Raw genomic sequence first — 26,158 nt, 5'->3', positions numbered from 1 at the left:
ATGAACGGCGCGTCGGCTTCGAGGCCCAGAAGGATGCGGCCGGTCGGCACGAGCAACCGGTCCTGATAATGCATGTGCTGGCAGGCCGCGTAGACATCGCGGAGCTGGCGCGCGAACGGCAGGTCTTCGAGGACGGCGGAACTGCCGGCCGCCTCGTACATGCTCGTGACCACCTGCTTCCCGACATGGCCCGCGTACCAGCAGGCCCGCCGAAGCTTGGCCTGCCACGCGAGCGTTATCGGACGGCCGTTCTCGGCTTCCCACCAGAATTCGGAGACCGTGTCCCGGGCGAAGGCGCGCGCGGCACCGAGGCTCGTCTCGGCACGCGCGATCGCGACCTGGACATCCTCGCGAAGTCTCAGGGGCACCTTGCCGCCATGCGGCGTCTTCGTCTGCGCGAGATCGATGAACGCGTCGATCGAGGCCCGGGCGATCCCGAGCGGAACACCGATGGCGGCGATCGCGGCCGCCGATGCCATGGGCAGCATGTAGAGGGGCTTTCTGTCGCGAGGCATCATGAGGCTCGCGCCGTCGATGGTCTGCGCGTTCGGCACCCAGATGTCGGTGCACGCGACGTCGTGACTCCCGCTGGCCCGGAGCCCCCCGGCATTCCAGTTGCCGACGACCTCGACATCCTTCGAGGCGATGAAGACGCCGCGCAGCGACGGCCGCCCGTTCTCGTCGAGCTTCGGCCGCTCGCCCTCGATCTCCACACACATCAATGCGGACACGGAACTGTAGCGGCAGAAGCTCGCCCAGGACCAGCGTCCGTTGATCCGCCAGCCGGATCCATGGCGAACCGCTGTTCCCGTCGGCTGGCCGCTCCCGCTGCCCGCGAACTTCCTGCCGGCAGGGATGAGCGAACGCATCACGTCCGCGTCGATCAGGTCGGCGAAGCGTGACGCGCCCCCGGACGAGATCGCGGCGCACCAGGCGACCGAACCGTCGAGTTCCGCCAGAGCTTCGATCGCCGCCAGGACGCTCAGCGGATGCGCTTCAGGACCGCCCAGGCCCCGCGGAAGCCAGAGCTGCGCGAGACCGGCGTCGATGAGCGCCTCTGCGACCGGCTCCGGCAGGTCCGGGCCGACAGCGAGGGCCGACCGGTGCTCCGCGATGAGGGGCCGAAGCGCCGCGACGGTCGCGAGAAACGCCGCGTCCGGATCTCCGGCTCGCGCGGCAGGGCGGATCGAGGGGGCGACACCGTTCATTCTCAGACCTCATGACTGTCCGAGATGGATAGTAAGTTCGGTGATCGACCGCTTTCGTGTCTGTCGGAAGAGTTTTTGGTTACGATCGTAACTGGGGCGCCGTCAGACGATATTATCTGCCCGTCGGGACGCGGTAGATCGCGCTGTAACGGTTGTCGTTGAATTTTCTCGCGCTGGATCCGCGATGATGATGCTTGAATGCTTCGGGTGGACGGTCTCGTGTTCGCGGAAGCCGCTGACCAACGTTGACGGATCGCGCGCGCATCGCGGCCTTCGCGCAACCTAGGACACCGGCATCTCGATGCGGCAGCGCACGCCGTCGCGGTCCAGCGCGTACTCGACCGTGGCGCCCAGGGCATATGCCAGCGCCTCCTGGATCAACTCGGTCCCGTAGCCGCGGCGGGTGACGCGCGCCGCCTGCGCGGGCAGGCCGCTCTCGATCCAGCACAGGGCCAGTCGGCGGCGCTCGCGCCGGTCGCGCACGATCTCCCAGGTGACGCTGAGATGGCCGGTCCCGGTCTTGAGCACCCCGTGCTTGACCGCGTTGGTCGTCAGCTCGTGGACGGCGAGGGCGAAGTTCTGCACCTGTCGCGCGGTCAGATGCACCTCGGGGCCGGCGACGGTCATGCGGTCGGTCGCGCCGTCGACGTAGGCGGCCAGCTCGGCGCGCACCAGCGCGCCCACCTCGACCGAGTCGCTGCCGTACTGGCTGAGCAGGCCCTGCGCGCGGCTGAGCGCCTGCAGCCGCGCCTCGAACGCCTCGACCGAACTGCCCTGCCGCAGTGTCTTGCCCGCCACGGCGCTGACGACGCCGAGGAGATTGCGCGTGCGGTGCTGCAGCTCGTTGATCAGCACTTCCTGGCGCGCCAGCAGCCTGTGGTGGTCCGTGACGTCGATGTTCACCCCCGACCACTTGCGGATCGACCCGTCGGGGTTCGTGATCGGCACCGCGCGGACGTTCGACCACCGCCAGGACGCGCTCGGGGCGTGCCACAGGCGATACTCGTGATCGACCGCCGTCCGCGTCGCGACGGCCTGCCGCCACTTCGCTTCCGTGAGCGCCCGGTCGTCCGCGTGGATCGCGTGGATCCAGCCGCGCCCGAGCCACTCGTCCGGGCGCTGCCCGGTGAACGCGCGCCAGCCTGGGCTGTCGACCTCGATGAGGCCCTCGGCCGAGGCCTCCCAGCTGAACTGACCGAACCCCTCGACCAGCCCGCGGAAACGCTCCTCGCTCGCGCGCAGATCGTCCTCCACCCGCTTGCGCGCGGTCACGTCGCTGGCGGCGCCGAACCATTCGCGGATCTCGCCGTCATCGTCGAGCAGCGGCACGGCCCGGGACAGCGCCCAGCCCAGGCTCCCGTCCGCCTGCCGGACGGGGTGCTCCAGCTCGAACATCGTCTTGGATCGGATCGCCCGCTGGATGGCCTCGCGCAGGCGCGGCTGGTCGGCCGGATCGATGTAGGCGCTCAGCCAGTCGTCGTTCGGGGTGACGGTGTCGGCCAGGAAGCCGCGGCCCTCCAGGACCCGCAGCTCGCTCCAGTCCGGGCTCATGCGGTAGATCACGTCCGAGCTGGCCGTGACGAGGGCGCGGAATCGCTCCTCGCTCGCGCGCAGCCGATCCTCGGCGCGCTTGCGCTGGAGGATGTCCTTGAACAGGACCGCCACCTGCCGCCGTTCCGGCGCCCCGATGGGGAAGGCGTAGACCTCGTACCAGCGCCCGAGCGCGTCGGCGCGGTCCTCGAAACGTTCCGCCTTGCCGGTTCGGACGATCCGGCCGTAGGTCTCGAACCAGTGCGGCTCGAGGTCGGGCGCCAGCGCCCGGACCGTCCGGCCGACCGCGTCGCGGAGCCCGGTCTGCTGCTCGAAGGCCGCGTTCACGGACAGGAAGCGGTAATCGACCGCCCGCCCGGCCGCGTCGAGCAGGACCTCGATGGTGCAGAAGCCCTCGTCGATGGCGTCGAAGAGGTGGCGGTACCGGGCCTCGCTCGTGCGCAGCTTGGCCTCGGCGCGCAGGCGCTCACCGATCTCGAAGCCGGTCATGTGGACGGCCATGACCTTCCCGTCGGCGTCGCGCACGGGCACGAGGAGCGCGTCGAAGACGTCCTCCGCGGCGCCCTCGCCGCGGGTGTCCAGCGGCTGCCCGGCCACCTGCACGGCCTCGCCCGCGAAGGCGCGCGCGTAGAAGTCCGCGACCGTCGCCCACCCCTCCGGGAACGTGCGCGCGAGCGGCCGGCCGAGACCCTCAGGGTGCCGGGCGCCGTAGAGCCGGGCGGCGGCGTCGTTGTAGATCAGGAGGCGCTCGGGCCCGCAGACGAGGGACGCGACCAGCGGGCTGGCGAGCACCTGCTCGATCATCACCTTGAGGCGCTCCGGCCAGCGGGCGGCCGGCCCCAGCTGCGTCCGCTCCCAGCCGAAGTCGCGGATGCGCGCGGCCATCTCGCCGTCGCCCTGTGGCCATGCCGACACTGATACGCCGCCCCGGTGATGTCGCGCGCCAGCATGTCCGCTCGCGGCGCGCGCAGCAACGTTCAAGCCCGATCGGACGACGAAATCTTCGTTCCGCCGGGCGATGATAGCATTCGCGGAGACCGGCTCAGGCCGTCTCGGATCGCGCGAGGCCCAGCTGCTCCTCCACGCACCGACGCATCACGAATTTCTGGATCTTTCCGGAGACCGTCATCGGGAAGGCGTCGACGAACTGGATGTATTTCGGGATCTTCTGATGCGCGATCTGCTCCGCGCAGAACGCGCGCACCGCCGGCTCCGACAGGGTCTCGCCGTCGCGCAGCCTGATCCAGGCGCACAGCTCCTCCCCGTATTTCGGGTCGGAGACCCCGAAGACCTGGACATCCTGGATCTGCGGATGCCGGAAGAGGAACTCCTCGATCTCGCGCGGATAGATGTTCTCGCCGCCGCGTATGACCATGTCTTTGATCCGGCCGACGATGTTGCAGTAGCCCTCCGCATCCAGCGTCGCGAGGTCGCCGGTGTGCATCCATCCGGCGTCGTCGAGGACCTCCGCGGTCCGCGCGGCGTCGCCCCAGTAGCCGAGCATGACCGAGTAGCCGCGCGTGCACAGCTCGCCGCGGGCGCCCCGCGGCGTCACGCGCCCCTCGGGATCCACGATCTTGACCTCGAGATGCGGGTGGATCCGGCCGACGGTCGTGACGCGCCGCTCCAGCGGGTCGTCGCTCGAGCTCTGGAAGCTCACCGGGCTGGTCTCGGTCATGCCGTACGCGATGGTGACGTCGCGCATGTGCATCTGCTCCACGACCCGGCGCATCACCGCGATCGGGCACGGCGCGCCCGCCATGATCCCGGTCCGCAGGGAGCGGAGATCGAAGCGCGCGAACTCGGGATGGTCGAGCTCGGCGATGAACATGGTCGGCACGCCGTAGAGCGCGGTGCAGCGCTCGGCCTGCACGGTCTCCAGCGTCGCGCGCGGGTCGAAGCCCTCGCCCGGAAATACCATGGCGCAACCGTGGGTCAGGGCCGCGAGATTGCCCATCACCATGCCGAAGCAATGGTAGAGCGGCACCGGGATGCAGATCCGATCCTCGGCGGTCAGCCGCATCGCGCGGCCGACGAAGTGGCCGTTGTTGAGGATGTTGTGGTGGGTCAGCGTGACGCCCTTCGGGGCGCCCGTCGTGCCGCTGGTGAACTGGATGTTGGCCGCGTCGTCGAACTGCATCGCGTCGGCGAGGTCGCGCAGGGCGCCGGTGCCGGCCGCGTCGCCCCGGGCCGCGACCGCGTCGAACGGGACCGTCCCCGGGGCCGGCGGTCCGCCGATCTGGATCACCGTGCGCAGGTGCGGCAGGCGGGCGGCGGACAGCCGGCCCGGCTCGGAGGCCGCGAGTTCGGGGGCCAGGGTGTTGAGCATCCCGAGATAGTCGCTGGTCTTGAACGCCGTCGCCGTCACCAGGGCGGTGCAGCCGACATTGTTGAGCGCGAATTCCAGCTCCGACAGCCGGTAGGCCGGGTTGATCGTCACCAGGATCAGCCCCGCACGGGCGGCGGCGAACTGGGTCAGCACCCACTCGGCGCGGTTGAGCGACCAGATCCCGATGCGGTCGCCGGGCCGGAGGCCGAGGGCGAGCAGGCCGGCCGCGAAGGCGTCGGCTTGGTCCCTCAGCTCGCGCCAGGTCCATCGGACGCCCTGGGCGTGCGCGACCAGCGCCAGGTGATCCGGCCACGCCGCGGCGGCGCGATCCAGGGCCTGGCCGATGGTCAGGCCGAGCAGGGGCTCGCCGATCGCCCCGTGGACATAGCTCACCGCCCGGTCGCTCATGTCGTCCTCCCTCGTTCCTCCGAACGCGCGCGCCGCCGCGGCGCTGTCCGAGGCCGCCCTTCGATCAGGGTGTCGGCGGCGGCGCGGCGGCCAGCGCGCGGGCGACCTTCGAGGCCGGCTCCCGGCCGAGCTGGGACGCGATCGACCGCCCGGCCGCGGCGAGGGCATCGAGATCGATCCCGGTCTCGATGCCCATGCCGCGCAGCATGTAAACGACGTCCTCGGTGGCGACGTTGCCGGCGGCCCCCGGCGCGTAGGGGCAGCCCCCGAGGCCCGCCACCGCGGCGTCCACGGCCGACACGCCGAGTTCGAGGCAGGCGAGGATGTTGGCCAGGGCCTGCCCGTAGGTGTCGTGGAAGTGCAGGGCGATCGCCTGCAGCGGCACGTCGGCGGCCACCCGCTCGACCAGCCGCCGGGCCGCGCGCGGCGTCCCGGTCCCGATCGTGTCGCCGAGGGCGATCTCGTGGCAGCCCATCGCGTGGAGGGACGCGGCGACGCGGGCGACCGCCGCCGGCGCGACGTCGCCCTCGTAGGGGCAGCCCAGGACGCAGGAGACGTAGCCCCGCACCCGCAGGTCGTTCGCGCGCGCGGCCTCCAGCACCGGGGCGAAGCGGTCGAGGGTCTCGGCGATCGAGCCGTTGACGTTGCGCCGGGAGAAGCTCTCGGAGGCGGCGGCGAACACCGCGACCTCCCGGACGCCGGAGGCGAGGGCCCGCTCCAGGCCCTGCAGGTTCGGGACCAGCACGGAATAGCCGACCTCGGGCCGGGGGCGCAGCCGCGCCAGAACCTCCGCGGTGTCCGCCATCTGCGGCACCCATCGGGGCGACACGAAGCTGCCGGCCTCGATGCGGGTCAGCCCGGCCTCGGCCAGGGCCTCGATCAGCGCCACCCTGGCGGCGATCGGCACCGGCGCGGGCTCGTTCTGGAGCCCGTCGCGCGGCCCGACCTCGACCACCTGCACCCGGGCCGGATAGCTCATGCGGGCCGCTCCTCCGCCGCGAAGGTGACGATCTCGGTGCCCTCCTCGACCATGTCGTCGACGGCGTGGCGGGTCTCGGCGACGGTGCCGGCCTGCGGCGCGCGGAGAGTGATCTCCATCTTCATCGCCTCGATCACCGCGAGCGGCGCGCCCTTCTCCACGGCATCGCCGGGCCGCACCCAGAGCTGGGTCAGGCGGCCCGGCACGGGCGCCGTCACCCGGTCGCTGCCGGACGCCTCGGTCCGGGGCGGGGCGAGGGGATCGACGTGGACCAGCGTCGCGTTCCGGCCGCCGACGATCACCGTCAGCTCCGCGCCGCGGCGGACCGCGCGCAGCCGGCGCCAGACGCCGTCCAGCATCAGCCGCTCGCCCTCGGTGTCCTCGGCGAGCGCCGCCAGGACGGTGCCGCCCGGCAGGTCGAGGCGGGCGCTGCCGTCGGGGAGTGGGCATGCCCGCAGGGTGACGGGCGGCGCGTCGCCGTGGCGGAACTGCAGGTCCTGGTAGCCCGCCCCGTTCATCCGCCACGCATCCGGATCGGCCCAGGGCGACCACGGGTCGCCGCTCGCCCGCGCCTGCGCCGCGACGGCCGCGCGCCGGTCGCGCAGGACGGTCAGGGCGGCGGCGGCCCAGAGCGCGGGATCGACCGCACCGGTCGCAAGCGGCGCCAGCAGGTCGTCGGCGTGGCGGGCGATGAAGCCGGTGTCGAGGTCGGCCGCGCGGTAGGCGGGGTGGCCAGCGACGGCGCGCAGGAGATCCAGATTGGTCGTCACGCCGACCACCTCGTAGGCGGCGAGCGCGGCCGCGAGCTGCCGGATCGCGGCCGCCCGGTCCTCGCCCCAGACGACCAGCTTGGCGATCATCGGGTCGTAATCCGGGGTGATCCGGTCGCCCTGCACGATGCCGGTCTCGACCCGCACCCGCCCCGGCACCGCCTCCGGCTGGCGCAGGTGGGCGAGGGTGCCGACCGCCGGCAGGAAATCGCGCGCCGGATCCTCGGCGTAGACCCGCGCCTCGATCGCGTGGCCGCGCAGGGCCAGATCCGGGGCGCCGAGCGGCAGCCGCTCGCCCGCGGCCACGCGCAGCTGCCACTCCACCAGGTCGAGGCCGGTGACCATCTCGGTCACCGGATGCTCGACCTGGAGCCGGGTGTTCATCTCCATGAAGTAGAAGGTCTCGCCCTCGGCGATGAACTCCACCGTGCCGGCGCCGACATAGCCGACCGCCCGCGCCGCCGCGACCGCGGCCTCGCCCATCCGCGCGCGCCGGACCGGATCCATCCCCGGGGCCGGCGCCTCCTCGATCACCTTCTGGTGGCGGCGCTGGATCGAGCAGTCGCGCTCGAACAGCGAGACGGTGTTGCCGTGGCTGTCGGCGAAGACCTGGATCTCGATGTGCCGGGGGCGGGTCAGGTACGCCTCGATCAGCACCCGGTCGTCGCCGAAGGAGGCCCGCGCCTCGCGCTGCGCGCCGGTCAGCGCGGCCTCGAACGCCGCGGCGGCCTCGACGACGCGCATGCCCTTGCCGCCGCCGCCGGCCGAGGCCTTGATCAGCACCGGGTAGCCGATCCGGGCGGCCGCCTCCTTCAGCGCCGGGACATCCTGCGCTGCGCCGTGATAGCCCGGCACCAGCGGGACCCCGGCGCGCTCCATCAGCGCCTTGGCCTCGGCCTTGGCGCCCATGGCGCGGATCGCCGCCGGGGGCGGGCCGACGAACACGAGGCCGGCCCCGGCGCAGGCGCCGGCGAAGTCCGCGTTCTCCGACAGGAAGCCGTAGCCCGGATGGATCGCCTCCGCCCCGGCGCGCCGGGCGACGTCGAGGATCCGCTCGGCCACGAGGTAGCTCTCGCGCGCCGGGGCGGGCCCGATCGGCCACGCCTCGTCGGCCATCCGGGTGTGGCGGGCGCCGGCATCCGCCTCCGAATAGACCGCGACCGTGCCGATGCCGAGGCGCCGGGCGGTGGCGATCACCCGGCAGGCGATCTCCCCGCGGTTGGCGATGAGGATCTTGCCGAACATGGCCGCCCCCTCAGTCCCGCCGCCACGGGGCTAAGCGCTTGTCGAGGAAGGCGGCGATGCCCGCCTGCCCCTCGTCCGAGGCCCGGCGCCGGGCGATGCGCCGGCCCGTCTCGCGCGCCAGGTCGGCGTCCACCGGCCGCCCCTCGCACAGGAAGACGAGGTCCTTGGCCTCGGCCTGCGCGCCCGGGGCGCCCCGGAGGATGTCGCGGAGCACCTCCGCGCCGGCCGCCTCCAGCCGGTCGTCGGGCACCACCTCGTGCACGAGGCCGATCGCCCGGGCGCGCTCGGCGGAGAAGACCTCCGCGGTCTGGAACAGGCGCCGGGCCCAGCGCGGGCCGATCGCGTTGACCACGTAGGGGCCGATCGTCGCCGGGATCAGGCCGAGCCGCACCTCGCTCAGGCAGAACCGCGCGCTCTCGGCCGCGAGGGCGACGTCGCAGCAGGCGGCGAGCCCGACGCCGCCGCCGTAGGCCGCCCCGTGCACGAGGGCGAGCGTCGGCTTCGGCAGCCGGTCGAGACTGTGCATCAGCCCCGCGAGCCCGGCGGCGTCGGCGAGGTTGCTGTCGAAGGACTGGCCGGCGATCCGGCGCATCCAGGCGAGGTCGGCGCCCGCCGAGAAGCTCTGGCCCGCGCCCGCCAGGACGACCGCCCGGATCCCGGCGGCGGCGCCCAGCCGGTGCAGGGACGCGGTGAGGGCGGCGATCAGGCCGTCGTCGAAGGCGTTGTGCTGCTCCGGACGGTTGAGCGTCAGGGTGGCGACCCCGCGCTCGTCGACCGTCTCCAGCAAGGTGCCGCTCATCCCGCGCCTCCTACATCCGGAACAGGCCGAAGCGGGTCTCGGGAATCGGCGCGTTGAGGCTCGCCGAGAGACCGAGCGCCAGGACGCGGCGCGTGTCGGCCGGGTCGATCACCCCGTCGTCCCAGAGCCGGGCGCTGGAATAGTAGGGGTGGCCCTGCTCCTCGTACTGCGCCCGGATCGGCGCCTTGAACGCCGCCTCGTCCTCCGCCGACCACGTGCCGCCGCGGCCCTCGACGCCGTCGCGCCGGACCGTGGCCAGGACCGAGGCGGCCTGCTCGCCGCCCATCACGCCGATCCTCGCGTTCGGCCACATCCAGAGGAAGCGCGGCCCGTAGGCCCGCCCGCACATGCCGTAATTGCCGGCCCCGAAGCTGCCGCCGATCAGGACGGTGAATTTCGGCACCGCCGCGGTCGCGACGGCGGTGACCATCTTGGCCCCGTCCTTGGCAATGCCGCCGGCCTCGTAGCGCCGGCCGACCATGAAGCCGGTGATGTTCTGGAGGAACACCAGGGGCACGCCGCGCTGGGCGCAGAGCTCGACGAAGTGGGCGCCCTTCAGGGCACTCTCCGAGAACAGGATGCCGTTGTTGGCGACGATCCCCACCGGGTAGCCCCAGATATGGGCGAAGCCGCAGACCAGGGTCTGGCCGTAGAGGCGCTTGAACTCGTCGAAGTCGCTGCCGTCCACCAGCCGGGCGATGACCTCGCGCACGTCGTAGGGCGTCCGGCGGTCGGCCGGCACCGCCGCGTAGATCTCCTCGGCGGCGTAGCGCGGCGGCTCGGGCTGCCGCGGCGCGAGCGCGGGGCGCTTCACCGCGTTCAGGTTGGCCACGATGCGGCGGGCGATGCCGAGGGCGTGCGCGTCGGTCTCCGCCATGTGGTCGGTCACGCCCGAGATCCGGGCGTGCACGTCGGCGCCCCCGAGTTCCTCGGCGCTGACCACCTCGCCGGTCGCGGCCTTCACCAGCGGCGGCCCGCCGAGGAAGATCGTGCCCTGGCCGCGGACGATGATCGACTCGTCGCACAGCGCCGGCACGTAGGCGCCGCCGGCGGTGCAGGAGCCCATCACCACGGCGATCTGGGCGATGCCCTGCGCTGACATCGTCGCCTGGTTGTAGAAGATGCGGCCGAAATGGTCCCGGCCCGGGAAGACCTCGTCCTGGCTGGGCAGATGCGCGCCGCCGCTGTCGACGAGGTAGAGGCAGGGCAGCCGGTTCTGCTGCGCGATCTCCTGCGCCCGGAGGTGCTTCTGCACCGTCATCGGGAAGTAGGTGCCGCCCTTCACGGTCGCGTCGTTGGCGACGATCACGCACTCGCGCCCCGCGACGCGGCCGATGCCGGTGACGATCCCGGCCGAGGGGACCTCGCCGCCGTAGAGGCCGTGCCCGGCGAGCTGGCCGATTTCCAGGAAGGGCGAGAACGGGTCGATCAGCGCCCGGATCCGGTCCCGGGGCAGGAGCTTGCCGCGGGCGCGATGGCGCTCCCGCGCGGCCTCCCCGCCGCCGAGCCGGACGCGGTCGGCGGTCGCGCGCAGGTCCGCCACCAGGGCGCGCATGGCCTCGGCATTGGCGCGGGCCTCGGGCGCGCGCGGATCCAGGGCGGATTCGATCACCGGCATGGGGCCCGCACTCCGCTCAGGCCGTCTCGGCGAACAATTCGCGGCCGATCAGCATCCGCCGGATCTCGCTCGTGCCGGCGCCGATCTCGTAGAGCTTGGCGTCGCGCAGCAGGCGGCCGGTCGGATAGTCGTTGATGTAGCCGTTGCCGCCGAGCGCCTGGATCGCGTCGAGGGCCACCGCGGTCGCGCGCTCGGCCGCGAACAGGATCGCGCCCGCGGCGTCCCGGCGCGTCGCCCGCCCGCGGTCGCAGGCCCGCGCCACCGCGTAGACGTAGGCCCGGGCGGCGTTCGTCGCCGTGTACATGTCGGCGATCTTGCCCTGCATGAGCTGGAACTCGCCGATCGGCCGACCGAACTGCCGGCGCTCGTGGAGGTAGGGCAGCACGACGTCGAGGCAGGCGCGCATGATGCCGAGCGGCCCGGCGGCCAGCACGGCGCGCTCGTAGTCGAGGCCCGACATCAGCACGCCGACGCCGCGCCCGACCGCGCCCAGGACGTTCTCCTCCGGTATCTCGCAGTCCCGGAACAGCAGCTCGCAGGTGTTCGAGCCGCGCATGCCGAGCTTGTCGAGCTTCTGCGCGGTGGAGAAGCCGGGAAAATCCTTCTCGACCAGGAACGCCGTGATCCCCCGCGGACCGGCCTCGGGATCCGTCTTGGCGTAGACCACCAGGACGTCGGCGTCGGGACCGTTGGTGATCCACATCTTGGTGCCGTTCAGGACGTAGCGGTCGCCGCGCCTGTCGGCCCGCAGCCGCATAGAGACGACGTCGCTGCCGGAGCCCGGCTCGGACATCGCGAGCGCGCCGACATGCTCGCCCGCGATCAGCTTCGGCAGGTAGCGTCGCTTCTGCGCCTCGGTGCCGTTGCGGCGGATCTGGTTCACGCAGAGGTTGGAATGCGCGCCGTAGGACAGCCCGACCGAGGCCGAGGCCCGGCTGATCTCCTCCATGGCCACGGCGTGCTCGAGGTAGCCCATGCCGGCGCCGCCATAGGTCTCCTCGACGGTGACGCCCAGAACGCCGAGGGCGCCGAGCTTGCGCCAGAGATCCGCGGGAAACGCGTTGCTGGCATCGATCGCCGCCGCGCGGGGGGCGATCTCGGCGCGCGCGAAGCGCTCCACCTCGGCGCGCAGGGCGTCGGCCGTCTCGCCCAGGCCGAAGTCGAAATCCTGCAGGCCGATGGGCATCGCGCGTCTCCTCGCCTGAGAATCGGGCATTCGCCTCTCTGAAACGAACGTACGTTCGTTAAGCGATGCTGGCAAGGCGATTTACGAACGGTTGTTCGTTAGCCTATAGCGGGGGCCGGCGTGAGCATTCCCCGGTGTCTGTTGCGCTCTGAACTGTCTTCGGAGTGTCTTCGTGGGTCGCACAGCCGGATCGAACGGGCCGCGCACGGCCGCCGCCATCCGCCGGGCCGGGCTTCGGCTCATCTATCGCCACGGCTACGAGGCGATGACCCTGCGCGCCCTGGCCGCCGAGGTCGGGATCCAGGCGGCCTCGCTCTACAACCACATCCGCAGCAAGCAGGATCTGCTGTTCGACATCGTCCGCGACCACATGGAGACGCTGCTGGCGCGGACCGACGCGGCGCTGGCGACGGCGACCGGCACCCCGACGGACCGTCTCCGCGCCTTCGTGGCGCACCACGTCACGTACCATCTCGAGAAGAAGCAGGAGGTCTTCATCGCGAATTTCGAGCTGCGCTCGCTCGACCCGCCGCATTACGCGGCGATCGTCGCCCTGCGCCGGGCCTACGAAGACCGGTTGGTCGCGCTGCTCGAGCGGGGATCGGAGGCGGGGGAGCTGGACGTCCGGGATGCGCGGGTCGCCGGCTACGCGATCCTCGGGATGCTCACCAGCGCCTGCACGTGGTACCGGCCCGACGGCCGGATGACCAAGGCGGAGATCGTCGCCCTGCACACCGACATGGCGCTGCGGGGTTGCGTCAGGCGTCAGCCATAGACCCCGTCGCGCCGGGGAACGGCGGTCGCCTCAGATCAGGCCGCCCGGCGGTGCGGCGGTGAGGGTCCTGCCGGCCCGCGTGACGAGCTTGGCGAAGGCCAGCGCCGCCGCCGAGGCCTGGGCTTCCGAGGGGAAGGTGCGGTCCGAGGTCAGGACCGGCATCTGCGTCGCATCGAGGAGGACCCAGGTCCACAGACGGGTGTCGGTCGCGCGGATCTCGAAATGCATGGCGAACTCGTCGGGCAATGGCACATGCCCGCACAATGCGCCGCGAAAAGGCCTGACGCGTTAAGAGCTTGACCGGCGCAACAACCTGCGTCGGCGCGCACCGGCCTTGCCCCCGACATCCTCGCAGATCACAGGCGGGAACCTGCGCCGCCCAGGGCGGATCTCGCCACGATCGGCCCCGACTTGGCATGCCAGCTTGGCTTTATCCGGCCATTCGATGCTACCCTCGCGCGGTCGGCATGCCGTGCCGACGGCGTGAGCAGGAGCGACATGGTAGAGCGGTACCATTTCCGCCTGAGGGGGCCGGACGAGGTCATCGAGGACGAGGAGGGCGTGCTGGCAAACTCGATCGAGATCGCCGTGGCCGAGGCGACGCAGCTGATCGCCGAGATGCACGCGCGGGGCGAGTTGCCCGATCCGGACGAGCGCTGGTGCGTGGAGATCCACACCACCGACGGTGTCGTGCTTCGTTCCCTTCAGCTGTACTGAGCGCTGGGCGCGGGGCGCGGGAGCTTGCGCAGGATCAGGCGGATGTGTTCGCGGAGGGTGATCGCCTCAGGCGGCGGACCGGCACCCGGAGGCTCGACCGCTATCTCCGGACCACCCAGCACCGAGGCGTACATCGAGCTCTCCACGCTTTTCGCGAGCAGTAACCATCAGCCGTAGCAAACCGTTGCAAGCATCATAAGTCAGGTTTCGCCCTACAGGACGCGGCCGCTTCTACGTCGACAGGGGCGCCCGGACCGATGGGCGACTTCCGGACATGAAGTCTCTCGCAGACGAGGCATCCATTTCGGCGGCCGCGGGGCCGGCTGAGTGAGGTATTCGCCTGGACAGGTCGGCGTGACACCGGAGGCGCGTGCCGCATCGGTCGAGGACGAGGCTGCGGCGGCGCACGCTGATCTCGGCGACGGCGCCCGGAAGCCCCGCAAGCGCGGCGATGACTTGCCGTATCGGTGACCGAAGCGTCCGGCTGGGGTCGCGCAGGGTTGGCCTCGTGCGCCGCGTGCGCGGTCGGGAGGTCGACAGCGCCGCCGGCGAGCCGGATCTGTCGAAAGGGTCGCAGGCGTCGGAAAATCCCCGGCCACGCTGAAACAGGCGACCCGGCGATGCAGTTGCCGCTGCATGTCAGGACCTCGCCCCATCGCCGTCCTCGCCGAGGACGAAGAGTTCAGCCGCCTCGTCGCGGCCGACATGCTGACGGCGTTGGGGTTCGAGGTGCTGGAGGCGGAACACGCCCAGGGCGCGCTCCAGCATCTGGAGGCATGTGACGGGGCCGTCCTGCTCTACACCGACATCAACATGCCCGGCACGATGGACGGCCGCGCGCTCGCGCACGCCGTTCGGGCACGCTGGCCGGAGACCCGGATCATCGTCTGCTCGGGCTGCGATCCGCGCGAGGCGACCGCGCTGCCCGAGGAGGCCCATTTCATCGCCAAGCCCTGCGGGGAGAAACTGGTGCGCCAGGCGCTCAAGGCCCTGCACCTGCACTAGGGCCGCTCCCGACCGGGTCGGGCGAGGGGGCATGTCGCGGCTGTCTCGACCGGCGACACCTGTCTTCCAGCCGTCGCAGCACGGTCGAGAACGGCCCGTGCTGCGCTGTCTGGGCCGCCTCAGCTCGCGAGGAAGGCGGCCAGCCCGGCCAATCCCGAGAGGGAAGCGCGGCTTTCCTCCAGGCACCGCGCGTTCAGGTCCGCGGCCAAACCGTCGAGCTTGGCCTGGAGCAGGCCGATGCTGGCCGGGGACAGGTTGCCGGGGAGCAGGACGATCACGTCGCCTTCGTCGAGGTGTATCGTCTCGCGGATCGCAGCATCAGCCATCGGAGCCTCCACCGGGAATACTGATCTCTCGGCCTGTCGGTAAGCTCTCACGGGCCGAGGCCGCCGACCGTGCTCCGGCGCACGCCCTCGAACACTGACTCGCGTCCGTGGCAATCCGGGGAGATCCGCGCCGGCGTCCCGCGGGCAGGACCGTCCGGCTACGCCCGAGCGCGCCGCGCCAGCGCTCGCCCGACCTCGAACAGCGCCAGATCCGACACCTGTTGCAGCCGCTGGTGGCCCATCGCGACGATCGCCGCGCGCGCCTGCAGGAGGTGATCGACCGCGAGGACCATCGGGTCGTCCGCCGGCAGATCGCCCGCCGCGCTCGGAAGGAAGGGGCCGCGGTGGCTGTCCGTGGTGTCGATGATGATGCCGCGACCGCGCATCCGTCCCGCCGGATCGGGCGTGAGGCTGCCACGGTCGAGAACCCATCGAACCTCGCCGCCGTCCGTGAGGACGCGGTACTCGGCCGAGACGGGGCCGCCGGTCTGGCGCACCCGGGCGATGCGCGCGAAGACCCAGTCGCGATCGTCCGGATGGGTGCATCGAAGGGCGATCTCGATGGGCAGCGGGCGCCCGGCCAAGGTCGCATCCCCGGCGAGCAGCGCCGCCGTCCCCTCGTCGAGGAGGGATTGTCCCGCCGACACGTCCGCTGTCCAGGCGCCGACATAGCCGGCCGCGCGCAATGCAAGATCAGCCGTAGTCTGCAAAAGCCTGGCCTCCTCCGGCACAAATCGGTTCGCACAAACCCGATATCTGGTAGCGATATACCAAAATCGATATTCGGTACCAGTATCATACCGCCCGCGCCGGAAATTTGGCAACTTCTAGTATCGGTGTGACCCGCAGATATACAACTCTCTGCAGCAGATCGTGTCGGCCAGGATCGGCGCGACGCGCGGCAAGAACTCCTCGGCGCCGCCGCAACAATGTGTCAGTGCTCCCGGCGACCCGACAGCGCCGTCAACGATCGAAGCGCGCCGCGGCATCCCGCTCTGCTATGTCGGCGGGACAGGTGATCGCGGGCCGCCTAGCAGCCTTCACCCCGTCGACGGGACGCGGGTCCGCTGCGGGCGCGTCGGGCGCATCCGATCGGATCGGCCTGTTCCGGGGGCGCGCCCACGGGCCTCCTTGTGGCAACGCCCGAACTTCGACAAACCCGGACGGAGCTATCGAGGACGGGCGCCCATGATCATCCGCCACACCCGCAGGCTGCAACGATCGGGCGAGGCGGTCGCGAGTTGCGATGGTCGGCTCGTCGCGCCTGCCCCGACGGAGCCCGACTGGGATGTCCTGGGTCTGATCGATCTCGGCGGGCGCGTCATAGTGGTCGCGCTCCTGGGTCCGAACGACGCGCGCGCGTTCCGATTCCTGAACCCGGACGGCACACCGCTGGCGTCCTGCGCTGCGGACTTCCTCGCCGCGCCGTGGGACGGCGCCGGCCCGCTCGACTGGCAGGCCGAGGCGCTCCACACCGACGACGGCGACGCGTCGAACACGCGGGCCATGATCGAGGATCTCCACCTCCTGATCGAAGCCCTCGCGCGCGCGGCTGCCGCGAACCCGGAGCACGCTGTCCGAGTCGTCACGGGCGGCGGTTCCGATCCGCGGGCGCAGGCGATGCACGCGGCGCTGGCACGCCTCAACGCCGCACCGGCGGGGGCTCCGCCCCACCTGCCCGAACTGGTGACGAAGGCGATCGTCGCGCGCGGCGGCCAGGAGACGGCCCATCCGGACGGCGGCGATCTGCGCTTCTCGATCTACCTGCCCATGCCGGGCTTCCGCTTTGTCGGCTACGCGGCGGACAGGAACGAGACGCTGTGCACGCTGATCGGCAAGAACTCGCGCCTCGCATCGGCCCTGCTGGACGTTCGCGCGAACACGGCCTACGCCCGGCCGAACCTGGGAAGCGTCGGGTTCGACGCCGCGACCCTGGTGCAGGTCCGGTTGTGGCGGCAGTACCTCCTGCCGGCGCTGATCGACGGCGCGGCGCGGTCGACGCGCGTCGGGGTGGTCTTCGAGCACGCGCACATCAGTCACGCCATCTGGAACGAGCTGGCCGCGGTCGACGACGTGCTGTCGCTCGGTCGCGCGCCGGCGGTGTTCCTGTTCGCGAGCTGCAACGAGCCGATCTCTCCGGTCGACGCCGTCTTCCCGGAGCTCGCCGGGCAGGTGTATCGCGGGATCGAAGGCCCGCTGCCCCTGCTGCAGGCTGCCGTCGCCGGCGCGGCGACCTTCCTGCCCTTCCGGTCCTACCGCGTGAGCCAGCGATTGGCCGATCGTCTCGCGGCCCTGGCGCGGAGCGCGGAACCCGCGCTCGATGCCCGCCTGACGGACGCGGCGCGCCGGGCCACGATCGTCCTGATCGGGCTGCGCCTGGAGAACCGCCAGTGGGTCCGGCAGCTCGACGGCTACGTGGCGCTGATCCGACGCCTCGGCCGGCGGCGCGGCGAGAGATTCCTCGTCATCGTCGACGGGCACAACACGCTCGCGGGCACTGCGGGCGGCTACGTCGAGAGCTACTGCGAGAGCCTCGTGCCCGCGGAGGGGACCGTGCCGTCCATCGTTCGGAAGGAACTCGACCTGATCGGGGCGCTCCGCGCACGGGTCGCCGATGTCTCCAACGTGGAGTTGATGCCGCTCGTGCCCTGCTCAATGGGGGCGAGCCTCGTGGCCGCGCTCCACACCGACCTGTTCGTGACGCATTTCGGGGCCGGGCTCGCCAAGTATAAGTGGGTCGCCAACGCACCCGGATGCGTCATATCGAGCCGATCCGTGCTCAGCGGGAAGGACGATCTGCGCATCTACGACACCGAGATCTTTCGCGAGAACGTGTCGGCCTGTCACTACTTTCCCGCCGAGCGGGTGACGGACCTCGACACCTCGACCAACGCCCTGCATGTCCCCGGCAGCCGGGAGCGCGAGGATTTCGATCTCGACCTCGAAGAGTTCGCCAGCTTCGTCGAGCGGAACCTGCCGAAGCGGCGCGCCGCGCGCCCGCACTGGCTGAGACGGCTCACCCTCTTCAGGACCCGCGCCGCCACCGACGCGGCCAGGCTCTGAGCGCCGGGAGCATCACGGATGAGCGATCGGATCCTGATCACCGGCGGCGGCGGCTTCATCGGCTCGCACCTCAGCGAGCGCCTGCTGGAGCAGGGCCACGAGGTGCTCTGCGTCGACAACTTCTTCACGGGCCGGAAGAGCAATATCGCCCACCTGTTCGACAATCCGCGCTTCGAGCTCATACGGCACGACGTCACGCACCCGCTCTTCGTCGAGGTGGATCGGATCTACAATCTCGCCTGCCCGGCATCCCCGATCCACTACCAGTTCGACCCGGTCCAGACGACCAAGACCAGCGTCATGGGGGCGATCAACATGCTGGGGCTGGCGAAACGGCTCCGCGTGCCGATCCTCCAGGCCTCGACCTCGGAGGTTTACGGGGATCCGCTCGTGCACCCGCAGCCCGAGGGCTACTGGGGGAACGTCAATCCCCTCGGCCCGCGCTCCTGCTACGACGAGGGCAAGCGCTGCGCCGAGACCCTGTTCTTCGACTATCACCGACAGCACCGCGTCCCGATCAAGGTGGTGCGGATCTTCAACACCTACGGCCCGCGCATGCATCCCAGCGACGGCCGGGTCGTCTCCAACTTCGTCGTCCAGGCCCTGCGCGGCGCGCCGATCACGATCTTCGGCGAAGGGCATCAAACCCGCTCGTTCTGCTACGTCGACGACCTGGTCCTGGGGCTGCAGGCGATGATGGCCACCGACGCCGAGATCACCGGCCCCGTCAATCTGGGAAACTCGGACGAGTTCACCATCCGGCAGCTCGCCGAACTCGTCGTCGACTTGTCGGGCTCGCGCTCGAAGCTCGTGCACGCCCCGCTGCCGGTGGACGACCCGCGCCAGAGGCGGCCCGACATCGCCCTGGCCGCGCAACTCCTCGACTGGCGCCCGACCGTGCCGTTGCGGGACGGGCTCATGAGAACAATCGCGTATTTCGAGACGCTGCTGGCCTCGGAGCCGATCGGGCCGCGCTGATCCGGCGCGCGTGTCTCGGCGGGATCGGTCCTGACCGACCGTCGGCCGCTCCGGGCGAGCGGCCGTGCGCGCTCGGGGCGCCCGCGGCGGCCGACCCGGGCCAGGCCCCTATCGCGGTCCGGCAGCCTCTGCGGCGGGGCCGGCCTCCGCCGCGTAGGCGTTGATGATGCCCATCAGCAGGCCGGGAAAGCGCGCCTCCACCTCGGCCCAGCGGGAATGGTTGCGCACCTCGACGCCGTGACGCTCGCTGCGGATCAACCCGGCCTCGCGCAGGACCTTGAAGTGGTTGGACAACGAGGATTTCGGGATGACGCGGTCCCCGAGCGCCGACACGGCCGAGCAGGCCTCGACGCATCCCGCCCGCATGATCCTGGCGAAGATGGCCGCGCGGCTCGGGTCGGCGAGGGCGTGCAGGATGGCCTCGGGTCGCACGTCCTCGATGGCGGGGTGAAACAGCGGTCTCATCTTTCGTCCATATGGGGTCTTGAACGACGCTCCGTTAGTTCCGAAGTTCCGAACTATGGGACTCAGGCCGCCATCCCGCGGCCGGCCCATATCGGAGATAGGACACATGTCGAAGCTTGCGGGCAAGGTCGCCGTCGTGACCGGGGCATCGAAGGGCATCGGTGCGGGGATCGCCAAGGCGCTGGCGCGGGACGGCGCCGCCGTGGTGGTGAACTACGCGTCCAGCAGGGCGGGGGCCGACGCCGTCGTGGCCGCGATCACGTCCGCCGGCGGCCGGGCCATCGCGGCCCAGGGCGACGTGTCCCGAGCGTCCGAGGCGCAGGATGTGATCGAGGCCGCGATCCGCGCGTTCGGGCGGCTCGACGTGCTGGTCAACAATTCCGGCGTCTACGAGTTCGCGGCGATCGAGGAGGTCACCGAGGAACACTACCGCCGCCAGTTCGACGTCAACGTGCTCGGCGTCCTGCTGGCGACGCGGGCGGCCGCGAAGCATCTCGGCGAGGGCGGGAGCATCGTGAACGTCTCCTCGGCGATCACGCACGTCCACACGCCGGCGGCGGCGGTCTACGCGGGGACCAAGGGGGCGGTGAACGCCATATCGGGGGTGCTCGCCAACGAGCTGGCCCCGCGCAAGATCCGCGTGAACGTCGTCAGCCCGGGCTACGTGGTGACCGAGGGCACGCACGCGGCCGGCATCTCCGGCTCGGAGATGGAGGCCGGGATGGTCGCGCAGACGCCCCTCGGCCGGGCCGGTGAGCCGGACGACATCGCCACCGTCGTGGCCTTCCTCGCCTCTGACGACGCGCGCTGGCTCACCGGCGAGAACATCACGGCCAGCGGCGGCATCCGCTGATCCACGGCGCTGCGCCTGCGCGCGTGTCGGTGCCCGACCGCGTGCCGGCGCAGCGTCGCGGAGACAAGGACGCGACGACGATGGCGCCTTCGTCCACGGGGGCGGCTAGGGTGGAGCGCCGCGCCGTCCATGTCGGTCGCGGTGCCTGCCGCGGGCAGAAGGGGAGGGGAGGGATGATCCGATCGAGATGGGGCCTGGCCGTGCTCGCGGCGGCGCTCGTGACGGCGCTCGCGGCGGCATCGACCGCCAGAGCCGAGCCCGCCAACCAGGTGCTGGGGACGTGGCGCATGGTGTCCGCTCGGCTCGATCCGGAGGGGCGCAACGCGCCGGCCTACGGCGCGCGCCCGAGCGGGCTGCTGGTGTTCACGCGCGACATGCACTTCGTCGAGGTGCTCACGGACGCCGACATTCCCCGGTTCGCCTCGAGCGCGCGCGGTCAGGGGACAGCGGAGGAGAACCGGGCGGCCATGGCCGGCAGCATCGGGTTCTTCGGCACCTACACGGTGGACGCCGACGGCGCGTTCAGCGGCAACCGCGTCGAGGGCTCGACCTTCCCGAACTGGGTCGGCGACGTGCGCACGACCGAGCAGCTTCGCCTGACCGTCGAGGGGGACCGGCTGAGCGAGAGCTTCCGGCGCCCGGACGGCACGCGGATCGCCATCACGTGGGAGCGCGTCCGCTGAACCGAAGCAGTGCGCGCGACCCGGGGCTTCGGCCCGGGAGGGCCGCGCAGGAGGGCCGCGCAGGAGGGCCGCGCAGGTGGGCCGCCCCGGCCGGGGGCGGGGCGGCCATCGGCGGATCGACGCGACGGAGCCCGCGTCCGGCGGGCCGCCGCGGAGGTTCAGGCGTTGGCGCCGCCGTCGACCGTGAGGGTGGTGCCGGTGATCTGGCGCGCGGCCGGGCTCGCCAGGAAGGCCACCGCGGCCGCGATATCGTCCGGCGTCCCGTAATGGCCGAGGGCGGTCATCGCCCGCTGCATGTCCGCCTGTGCCCCGTCGGACGGGTTCATGTCGGTGTCGGTCGATCCCGGCTGCACGAGGTTCACCGTGACCGCGCGCGGCCCGAGTTCGCGCGCCAGACCCCGCGTGAACGAGAGCAGGGCGGATTTCGACATGGAGTAGACCGTCACCCCGGGGAACGGGACCCGCTCCCCGAGACAGGAGCCGATGGAGATGATCCGGCCGCCCTCCTCCAGGTGCGGGATGGCCGCCTGCGACGCCAGCACGACGGAGCGGACGTTGACGTCCAGGATGGCGTCGATGTCGGCGAGGCTCATCTCCGCGACGGGGCCGCCGCGGGCGATGCCGGCGTTGTTGACGAGGATGTCGAGCCCGCCGAGGCTCTCGGCCGCCTCGTCGACCGAGCGCTTCACCGCCGCGGCGTCGGCGCTGTCGGCCTGGATGGCGCGCCCGCGGCGGCCCTTCGCCTCGATGGCGCGGACGATCTCGGCCGCCCGCTCGGCGGACCGCTCGTACGTGATGGCGACGTCCGCGCCCCGGTCCGCGAGCGCCAGGGCGATGGCCGCACCGATGCCGCGTGATGCGCCCGTCACCAGGGCGCGCTTGCCTGCCAGCTCACTCACGTCCGCCTCTTTCTGTAATGAACGACACAGAAATGGCTAGATGCGTTGCCGGCCCGGGTCAAGCGGTTTATATAACGATCGATGCAAAAATCCGCTTCGATCCAGGCAGGGGACCAGGCAGGGGACCGGGCCGCGCCCGCCCGCGGTCGCGGCCGGCCCCGCGCCTTCGACCGGGAGGCGGCGCTCGATCAGGCGATGCAGCTGTTCTGGCGCCGCGGCTTCGCCGCGACATCCATCTCGGATCTCACCGCGGCCATGGGGATCGGGTCGCCGAGCCTCTACGCGGCGTTCGGCTCGAAGGAGGCGCTCTACGCCGAGGCGCTGCGCCACTACGGCGACCGGTACGGCGGGATGGTCTGGGCCAACTTCGACGCTGCCGCATCGGCGCGCGGGGCCGTCGAAGCGCTCCTGATGGATTCGGCCGCCGCGCTCACCGGCGCCTGCGGCCGCATCGAGCCGCTCGGCTGCATGGTAACGCTCTCGGCTGCCGGCAGCGAGGGACAGGCGTCCCTCGGCGCGTTGCTGCGCGCGGCCCGCGCCGAGGGACGCCGACGGGTCGCGGAGCGGCTCGCGCGCGCGGTCGCGGCGGGCGAGATCGGCGCCGCCGTCGACGTCGCCGCACTCACCCGCTTCGTGCTCACGGTGCAGAACGGCATGTCGCTCCAGGCCCGCGACGGCGCGACCCGGGAGGAGCTCGAGGCCGTCGCCCGGCTGACGATGGCGGGGTGGGACGCGCGCGTCGGGGGTGAGGGCGACCGTCCGCTCCGGTGACGGTTCGGCACGCGCGGCCCGCCGGCGGCCCGATCGTCTGGGGGAGGGCGCGCGGCGTCCTCAGGCGTCCGGCGGGAAGTCGGCGATGCCGTCTTCGATGAGAAGCTTCGAGCCGCTGAACGATATTCGCATAACAAACATTATGGAATGCGGCGCCGAATTCCCTATGATCGGCACTTATACTACGATTTGAGCCTGGCGTCATCGCGAAGTCATCGCGAAGGACGGCTGCAGCCCGCGACCAGGGCAGCGAGACCGGTCCGGGCGCCGGCCAGAGGGATCCGCTGCGTGTCGCCAGAGAGCGTCACGCGAAGGGTCTTGCCGGACAGGATCCGGACCCAGTCTTGCGTCAACGTTGTCGTGGCCTGGAGCACGATCTGGTCGTCGAGTTCCAGCTGTTTCGCCCGCATCGGCAGCGAGAGCGTGCCGCCCTCCGAGGCGAACTCGACCTCGGCCCGGGTGCCGTCCCGAGCGCGGTCTCTGTCGTCGTAGTAGTCGACACTCAGCTGTCCGCCCCGCGTATCGCAGGTGAGCGCGAGGCTCTGCGCGCCGCTGTCCGGAATCTCGTAGGCAAGATGGACGCGACCGTCCCCTTCCCGCTTCTGCCAGCGCATCTCCTGCGCCATCGCAGGAACTCCAATACAAGACCCTAGAATTGCCACGGTAAGAAAAGTGATCTCACGGCGCATGGCCTTCGATGTCCTCACGCTTCGTCCATGGATTTGCTGCATGATGGGTGAATTCTGTTCCGTGCGTGTATCCGGCCGGTGGCGCGTGCTCGATGATGCTGCGTGCCAGGCCGGGAAGCCGTGGAAGCCCCCGGCGCTGTCGGGCGGCCTGTCGTCGCCCGACATGTGCCCGTCTTCGTCGACGCCGGGTCGAGCGCCAGCCCTTGTCCGCATGGTCGAAGGCGTGTGCCTCGGGCGATCCGGGGACCGCCGTCGGTCGCGCGGAGCGCCAGAGCCGTCACGATCGCGTCCGGGAATGCGCCGAACCCGTCCTCATTCCTGTCACACGCGCCCTGCGGCCGTACGGCTGCGCGCCGGCGTTGCCTCACGGTGGCGCTCCCTCTGTCATGCGAACCGCAGCCAGCAGAACAGAGCCACGGTGCCCAAACCTGTCCGATGGCATCGTCGGAGCCGGTGGCCCTGTCCAGAGGACTAGCTCATCGCCGCGCCGTGACGTTCGCTGCAGCGCGGGGTACCATACGAGGGCGGTAGACATGGACAAGCCCCGTGCTCTTCCGGCGCAACACCGGCGGGACCCGGAGCCGACGGCACGGATGCTGTCGGCGCGCTGCGCGAGATGGATGAAGTCTTTAGGAAGCGTCCGGGACGCGTCGGCGGGATCTCGACAACGGTGCAGGACCGGCTCGACCGCCCGCCCCTCGATCCGTGCGAGGTACGGGGAGATGCGGGTCACAGCGCCCTCCCCTCTCCGCGGCCATCGGGCGTCTCCGGAGGGCGGCGTGTCCGTCGACCGAACGTTCCGGCGCTGACGAGGATCGTGCATGCCCCGTTTGGCGATCACCGGCACTGAGCAGCGATACAACACGGTCGCGGCCGTCGAAGACGGCGGGCGGTGGCGCATGATCCTGCCTTTTCCGCAGGCCTCGATCCGGGCCGCCGCCCTGGTCGGCGCTGCGGGGCTGGTCTGCCTGTCCGATGACGGGGAACTCTGCCTGATCGACTGGCGGGCGGGCCGGGATCGCGTGCGGCGCCGCCTGCCGGGCGAGGGACCCTTCAATCACAAGCTGTTCGTCACCCGCGATGCCGACCGGATCGCGGTCTATCGGAGCCATGGACCGAAGAACGACGAGCAGTACTTCGACGACATCGTCGTCCTGCGGGCGTCGGATCTCGAGATCCTGCAGCACGGGCGCGGGCTCGTCTGGCATGCCGATGGCCCTGTCGGGTCCCTGTCGCCCGAGGAAGCCTATCCGCCGCGCCCGGATGGGCCGACCATCCTGACCATTCACGGCGACCTGTTCGAGGATCCCGGAGGGCGACTGGCCTTCATCGGCTTCCGGTGCGGGCCGGGCGGGTCGGCCTACGGGCTGTGTCGGCTCGAACGGGCCGGCGCGACGCTGCGCCACGACCCGCTGCCGGACGCGGTGAAGCCCTACTGGTTCAGCCCCAGCGGCCGCTACGCCGTCACGCCGCACTCCGATCCCGCGCGCGGGGGCCCACCGGAGGCAGCGGCCGATACGGGGGACGCCGGCCCTCCCCGCCTCGGACAGGCCGTCGAACTCTGGACGACCGGGCCCGTCGCCCGCGCGGCGACGCTCGTCGCGCGGCCCGGCTCCGAGCCTCCGCGCGCGATCACGGAGGTGGCCTGGGAGCCCGACGAGCGGGCGTTCTGGATCAAGTCGGGGTATTTCTGGGATCGGACTACGGACTTCCAGCGCATCGGCCTGGACGGCACGCGCTCGCCCGTCTTCTCCTTCGCGCGCTACGACGGCGCGAAGGCCGTCTCCGCCTTCGCCGACGTGGCGGATGCGGAGCGGGTCGAGATCCGCTTCTTCAGCGACTCCGTCTACATCCCGCGCGCTCGGTGCGCCGACGCGGCGCCCGCCCGGACGATCACCCCGGAGGAGGACGGCTATCGATCCCGGCCGTCGGCAGGCCCGAGCGCGTCGGCGGTCCGGCGCTTCCTGGCGCGCTCGCAGCCGGTGGTCACCGTCGCGGCGTTCTCGGCCGCCGCCATCGCCGAAGCCCTGGACGCGCTCACCGGCCGGATCCGAGCGGATCTGGGGGGCCTCCTGCGGGGTGACGTGCTCGCGTTGACCTTCGAGGTCGGCGGGCGGGCGATGACGGAATCAGCCTTCTTCGCGCGCATCGCCCGCGAGCGCGTTGCCGTGGTTCCGGCGCTGCGCGCACTCCTCATGACTTATCTCGCGGTCCAGCCGGGGGTGGTGGAGGCCAGGAAGCTGTATCGCCAGATCTGGGGGCCCGAGGACGATCAGGGTGCGCTGGCACCGGCCATGCAGGCGCTGCTCCACCTCGATCCGACGGCCCACGACGTCTTCCGCGACTACCTCGCCCAGCGCGACGGGGAGCACGAGGTCTACTCCACCGACGCGATGATGAGGACCTACATCGCCGAGGCGGGCTGGCGCGACCGGGCCATGATCCGGTTCGGCGTCTATTTCGCGCTGATCCGGTACAGGGATGGCCTGATCACCCTGAGTGGCGGATTCCTGGAGGAGTGCGGCGTCCTCGATGCCGCCGCGGGCCTGCTGGAGCCCGCCGACTTCGCCGCGCTCATCCTCGAGGAACTCGACGGGTTCGCGGCGCGCCCCGATCTCGACTGTCGCCTCGGGAGGGACGACCTCTACCGCGAGCTCCGCGCGAGCCTCGCGACCACCGCCTACGGGCGAACGGTCCTGACGGCGCTCGCGGCCCGATCCGCCGCGCCGTCCCGCCTCGCGTGAACGACCCGCGCGCATCGCGCGGCGGTCTAGCCTCCGCGGGGCTGCCGGCCGAACCGAACTGTCCCCACTGACGTCCGGGCCGACAACCGATACGGTG

At 71.4% G+C, this 26,158-nt stretch carries 23 protein-coding genes; 9 read left to right on the top strand and 14 right to left on the bottom strand.

Annotation, left to right across the window (positions count from 1 at the left end; translation table 11 throughout):
- From ACLBYG_RS18140 to ACLBYG_RS18105, 8 genes are all read right to left on the bottom strand, one after another.
- A partial coding sequence (locus ACLBYG_RS18140) for an acyl-CoA dehydrogenase family protein (protein ID WP_447682317.1) occupies positions 1–1,208 on the bottom strand: 1,208 nt, incomplete at its 3' end.
- A gap of 282 nt (positions 1,209–1,490) precedes the next feature.
- Positions 1,491–3,644, bottom strand: coding sequence for a PAS domain-containing sensor histidine kinase (locus ACLBYG_RS18135; protein ID WP_447682316.1), 2,154 nt, complete (start codon positions 3,642–3,644; stop codon positions 1,491–1,493).
- Positions 3,645–3,801: 157 nt separating this feature from the next.
- Complete coding sequence (locus ACLBYG_RS18130; RefSeq protein ID WP_447682315.1) at positions 3,802–5,496, bottom strand: AMP-binding protein; 1,695 nt, start codon at positions 5,494–5,496, stop codon at positions 3,802–3,804.
- A gap of 64 nt (positions 5,497–5,560) precedes the next feature.
- Positions 5,561–6,475 carry a hydroxymethylglutaryl-CoA lyase gene (locus ACLBYG_RS18125; protein ID WP_447682314.1) on the bottom strand — a complete coding sequence of 305 codons (915 nt, stop codon included), beginning with the start codon at positions 6,473–6,475 and terminating at the stop codon, positions 5,561–5,563.
- Positions 6,472–8,490 (bottom strand): acetyl/propionyl/methylcrotonyl-CoA carboxylase subunit alpha, encoded by a 2,019-nt coding sequence (locus ACLBYG_RS18120; protein ID WP_447682313.1) that lies wholly within the window; start codon positions 8,488–8,490, stop codon positions 6,472–6,474. The genes ACLBYG_RS18125 and ACLBYG_RS18120 overlap by 4 nt, the downstream gene beginning before the upstream one ends.
- A gap of 10 nt (positions 8,491–8,500) precedes the next feature.
- A complete protein-coding gene (locus ACLBYG_RS18115) occupies positions 8,501–9,289 on the bottom strand; it encodes an enoyl-CoA hydratase-related protein (RefSeq protein WP_447682312.1) in 789 nt (262 codons plus the stop codon).
- 10 nt (positions 9,290–9,299) lie between these two features.
- Entirely contained in the window at positions 9,300–10,907 is a 1,608-nt protein-coding gene (locus tag ACLBYG_RS18110; RefSeq protein ID WP_447682311.1) for a carboxyl transferase domain-containing protein, read from the bottom strand.
- 16 nt (positions 10,908–10,923) lie between these two features.
- Positions 10,924–12,093, bottom strand: coding sequence for an isovaleryl-CoA dehydrogenase (locus ACLBYG_RS18105; protein WP_091681612.1), 1,170 nt, complete (start codon positions 12,091–12,093; stop codon positions 10,924–10,926).
- Positions 12,094–12,265: 172 nt separating this feature from the next.
- On the opposite strand from ACLBYG_RS18105, the gene ACLBYG_RS18100 reads away from it, so the two are divergent.
- On the top strand, positions 12,266–12,868 hold the full coding sequence (locus tag ACLBYG_RS18100; RefSeq protein WP_020094829.1) for a TetR/AcrR family transcriptional regulator: 603 nt from the start codon (positions 12,266–12,268) through the stop codon (positions 12,866–12,868).
- 30 nt (positions 12,869–12,898) lie between these two features.
- On the opposite strand, the gene ACLBYG_RS18095 is transcribed toward ACLBYG_RS18100, so the two are convergent.
- Positions 12,899–13,096, bottom strand: a complete 198-nt coding sequence (locus ACLBYG_RS18095) for a hypothetical protein (protein ID WP_056530425.1) — start codon at positions 13,094–13,096, stop codon at positions 12,899–12,901.
- A gap of 270 nt (positions 13,097–13,366) precedes the next feature.
- Here ACLBYG_RS18095 and ACLBYG_RS18090 point away from each other — a divergent pair, with 270 nt between their 5' ends.
- Both ACLBYG_RS18090 and ACLBYG_RS18085 read left to right on the top strand, forming a co-directional pair.
- Entirely contained in the window at positions 13,367–13,585 is a 219-nt protein-coding gene (locus ACLBYG_RS18090) for a DUF6894 family protein (RefSeq protein WP_020094827.1), read from the top strand.
- A 636-nt stretch (positions 13,586–14,221) separates the two neighbouring features.
- Positions 14,222–14,590: a response regulator gene (locus ACLBYG_RS18085; RefSeq protein ID WP_447682310.1), complete on the top strand. Its 369-nt coding sequence runs from the start codon at positions 14,222–14,224 to the stop codon at positions 14,588–14,590.
- A 119-nt stretch (positions 14,591–14,709) separates the two neighbouring features.
- Here ACLBYG_RS18085 and ACLBYG_RS18080 read toward each other — a convergent pair whose 3' ends face one another.
- Positions 14,710–14,916, bottom strand: a complete 207-nt coding sequence (locus ACLBYG_RS18080; RefSeq protein WP_020094825.1) for a hypothetical protein — start codon at positions 14,914–14,916, stop codon at positions 14,710–14,712.
- Between the two features lie 158 nt (positions 14,917–15,074).
- Positions 15,075–15,563, bottom strand: a complete 489-nt coding sequence (locus ACLBYG_RS18075) for a PAS domain-containing protein (RefSeq protein WP_447682309.1) — start codon at positions 15,561–15,563, stop codon at positions 15,075–15,077.
- A 541-nt stretch (positions 15,564–16,104) separates the two neighbouring features.
- Between ACLBYG_RS18075 and ACLBYG_RS18070 the strand changes: the two genes are divergently transcribed.
- Together ACLBYG_RS18070 and ACLBYG_RS18065 are read left to right on the top strand one after the other, a co-directional pair.
- Positions 16,105–17,979: a hypothetical protein gene (locus tag ACLBYG_RS18070; protein ID WP_447682308.1), complete on the top strand. Its 1,875-nt coding sequence runs from the start codon at positions 16,105–16,107 to the stop codon at positions 17,977–17,979.
- Between the two features lie 18 nt (positions 17,980–17,997).
- Positions 17,998–18,957, top strand: a complete 960-nt coding sequence (locus tag ACLBYG_RS18065) for a UDP-glucuronic acid decarboxylase family protein (RefSeq protein WP_020094822.1) — start codon at positions 17,998–18,000, stop codon at positions 18,955–18,957.
- Positions 18,958–19,065: 108 nt separating this feature from the next.
- Here ACLBYG_RS18065 and ACLBYG_RS18060 read toward each other — a convergent pair whose 3' ends face one another.
- Positions 19,066–19,422, bottom strand: coding sequence for an ArsR/SmtB family transcription factor (locus tag ACLBYG_RS18060; protein WP_020094821.1), 357 nt, complete (start codon positions 19,420–19,422; stop codon positions 19,066–19,068).
- Between the two features lie 106 nt (positions 19,423–19,528).
- Here ACLBYG_RS18060 and ACLBYG_RS18055 point away from each other — a divergent pair, with 106 nt between their 5' ends.
- Together ACLBYG_RS18055 and ACLBYG_RS18050 are read left to right on the top strand one after the other, a co-directional pair.
- A complete protein-coding gene (locus tag ACLBYG_RS18055) occupies positions 19,529–20,275 on the top strand; it encodes a glucose 1-dehydrogenase (protein ID WP_447682307.1) in 747 nt (248 codons plus the stop codon).
- Positions 20,276–20,448: 173 nt separating this feature from the next.
- Complete coding sequence (locus ACLBYG_RS18050; RefSeq protein WP_042675022.1) at positions 20,449–20,958, top strand: lipocalin-like domain-containing protein; 510 nt, start codon at positions 20,449–20,451, stop codon at positions 20,956–20,958.
- Between the two features lie 158 nt (positions 20,959–21,116).
- On the opposite strand, the gene ACLBYG_RS18045 is transcribed toward ACLBYG_RS18050, so the two are convergent.
- Complete coding sequence (locus ACLBYG_RS18045) at positions 21,117–21,857, bottom strand: SDR family oxidoreductase (RefSeq protein WP_447682306.1); 741 nt, start codon at positions 21,855–21,857, stop codon at positions 21,117–21,119.
- An 81-nt stretch (positions 21,858–21,938) separates the two neighbouring features.
- On the opposite strand from ACLBYG_RS18045, the gene ACLBYG_RS18040 reads away from it, so the two are divergent.
- On the top strand, positions 21,939–22,628 hold the full coding sequence (locus tag ACLBYG_RS18040; protein ID WP_447682305.1) for a TetR/AcrR family transcriptional regulator: 690 nt from the start codon (positions 21,939–21,941) through the stop codon (positions 22,626–22,628).
- Between the two features lie 212 nt (positions 22,629–22,840).
- Here the strand turns inward: ACLBYG_RS18040 and ACLBYG_RS18035 are convergent, their stop codons facing one another.
- Complete coding sequence (locus ACLBYG_RS18035) at positions 22,841–23,254, bottom strand: hypothetical protein (RefSeq protein ID WP_447682304.1); 414 nt, start codon at positions 23,252–23,254, stop codon at positions 22,841–22,843.
- A gap of 962 nt (positions 23,255–24,216) precedes the next feature.
- Between ACLBYG_RS18035 and ACLBYG_RS18030 the strand changes: the two genes are divergently transcribed.
- On the top strand, positions 24,217–26,061 hold the full coding sequence (locus ACLBYG_RS18030; RefSeq protein ID WP_447682303.1) for a hypothetical protein: 1,845 nt from the start codon (positions 24,217–24,219) through the stop codon (positions 26,059–26,061).
- The last annotated feature ends 97 nt before the right edge of the window (positions 26,062–26,158 follow it).

The sequence above is a fragment of the Methylobacterium sp. D53M genome (genome assembly GCF_053345625.1).
The sequence above is the reverse complement of the archived record's forward strand: the minus strand, read 5'-3'. Positions and strand labels throughout refer to the sequence as shown.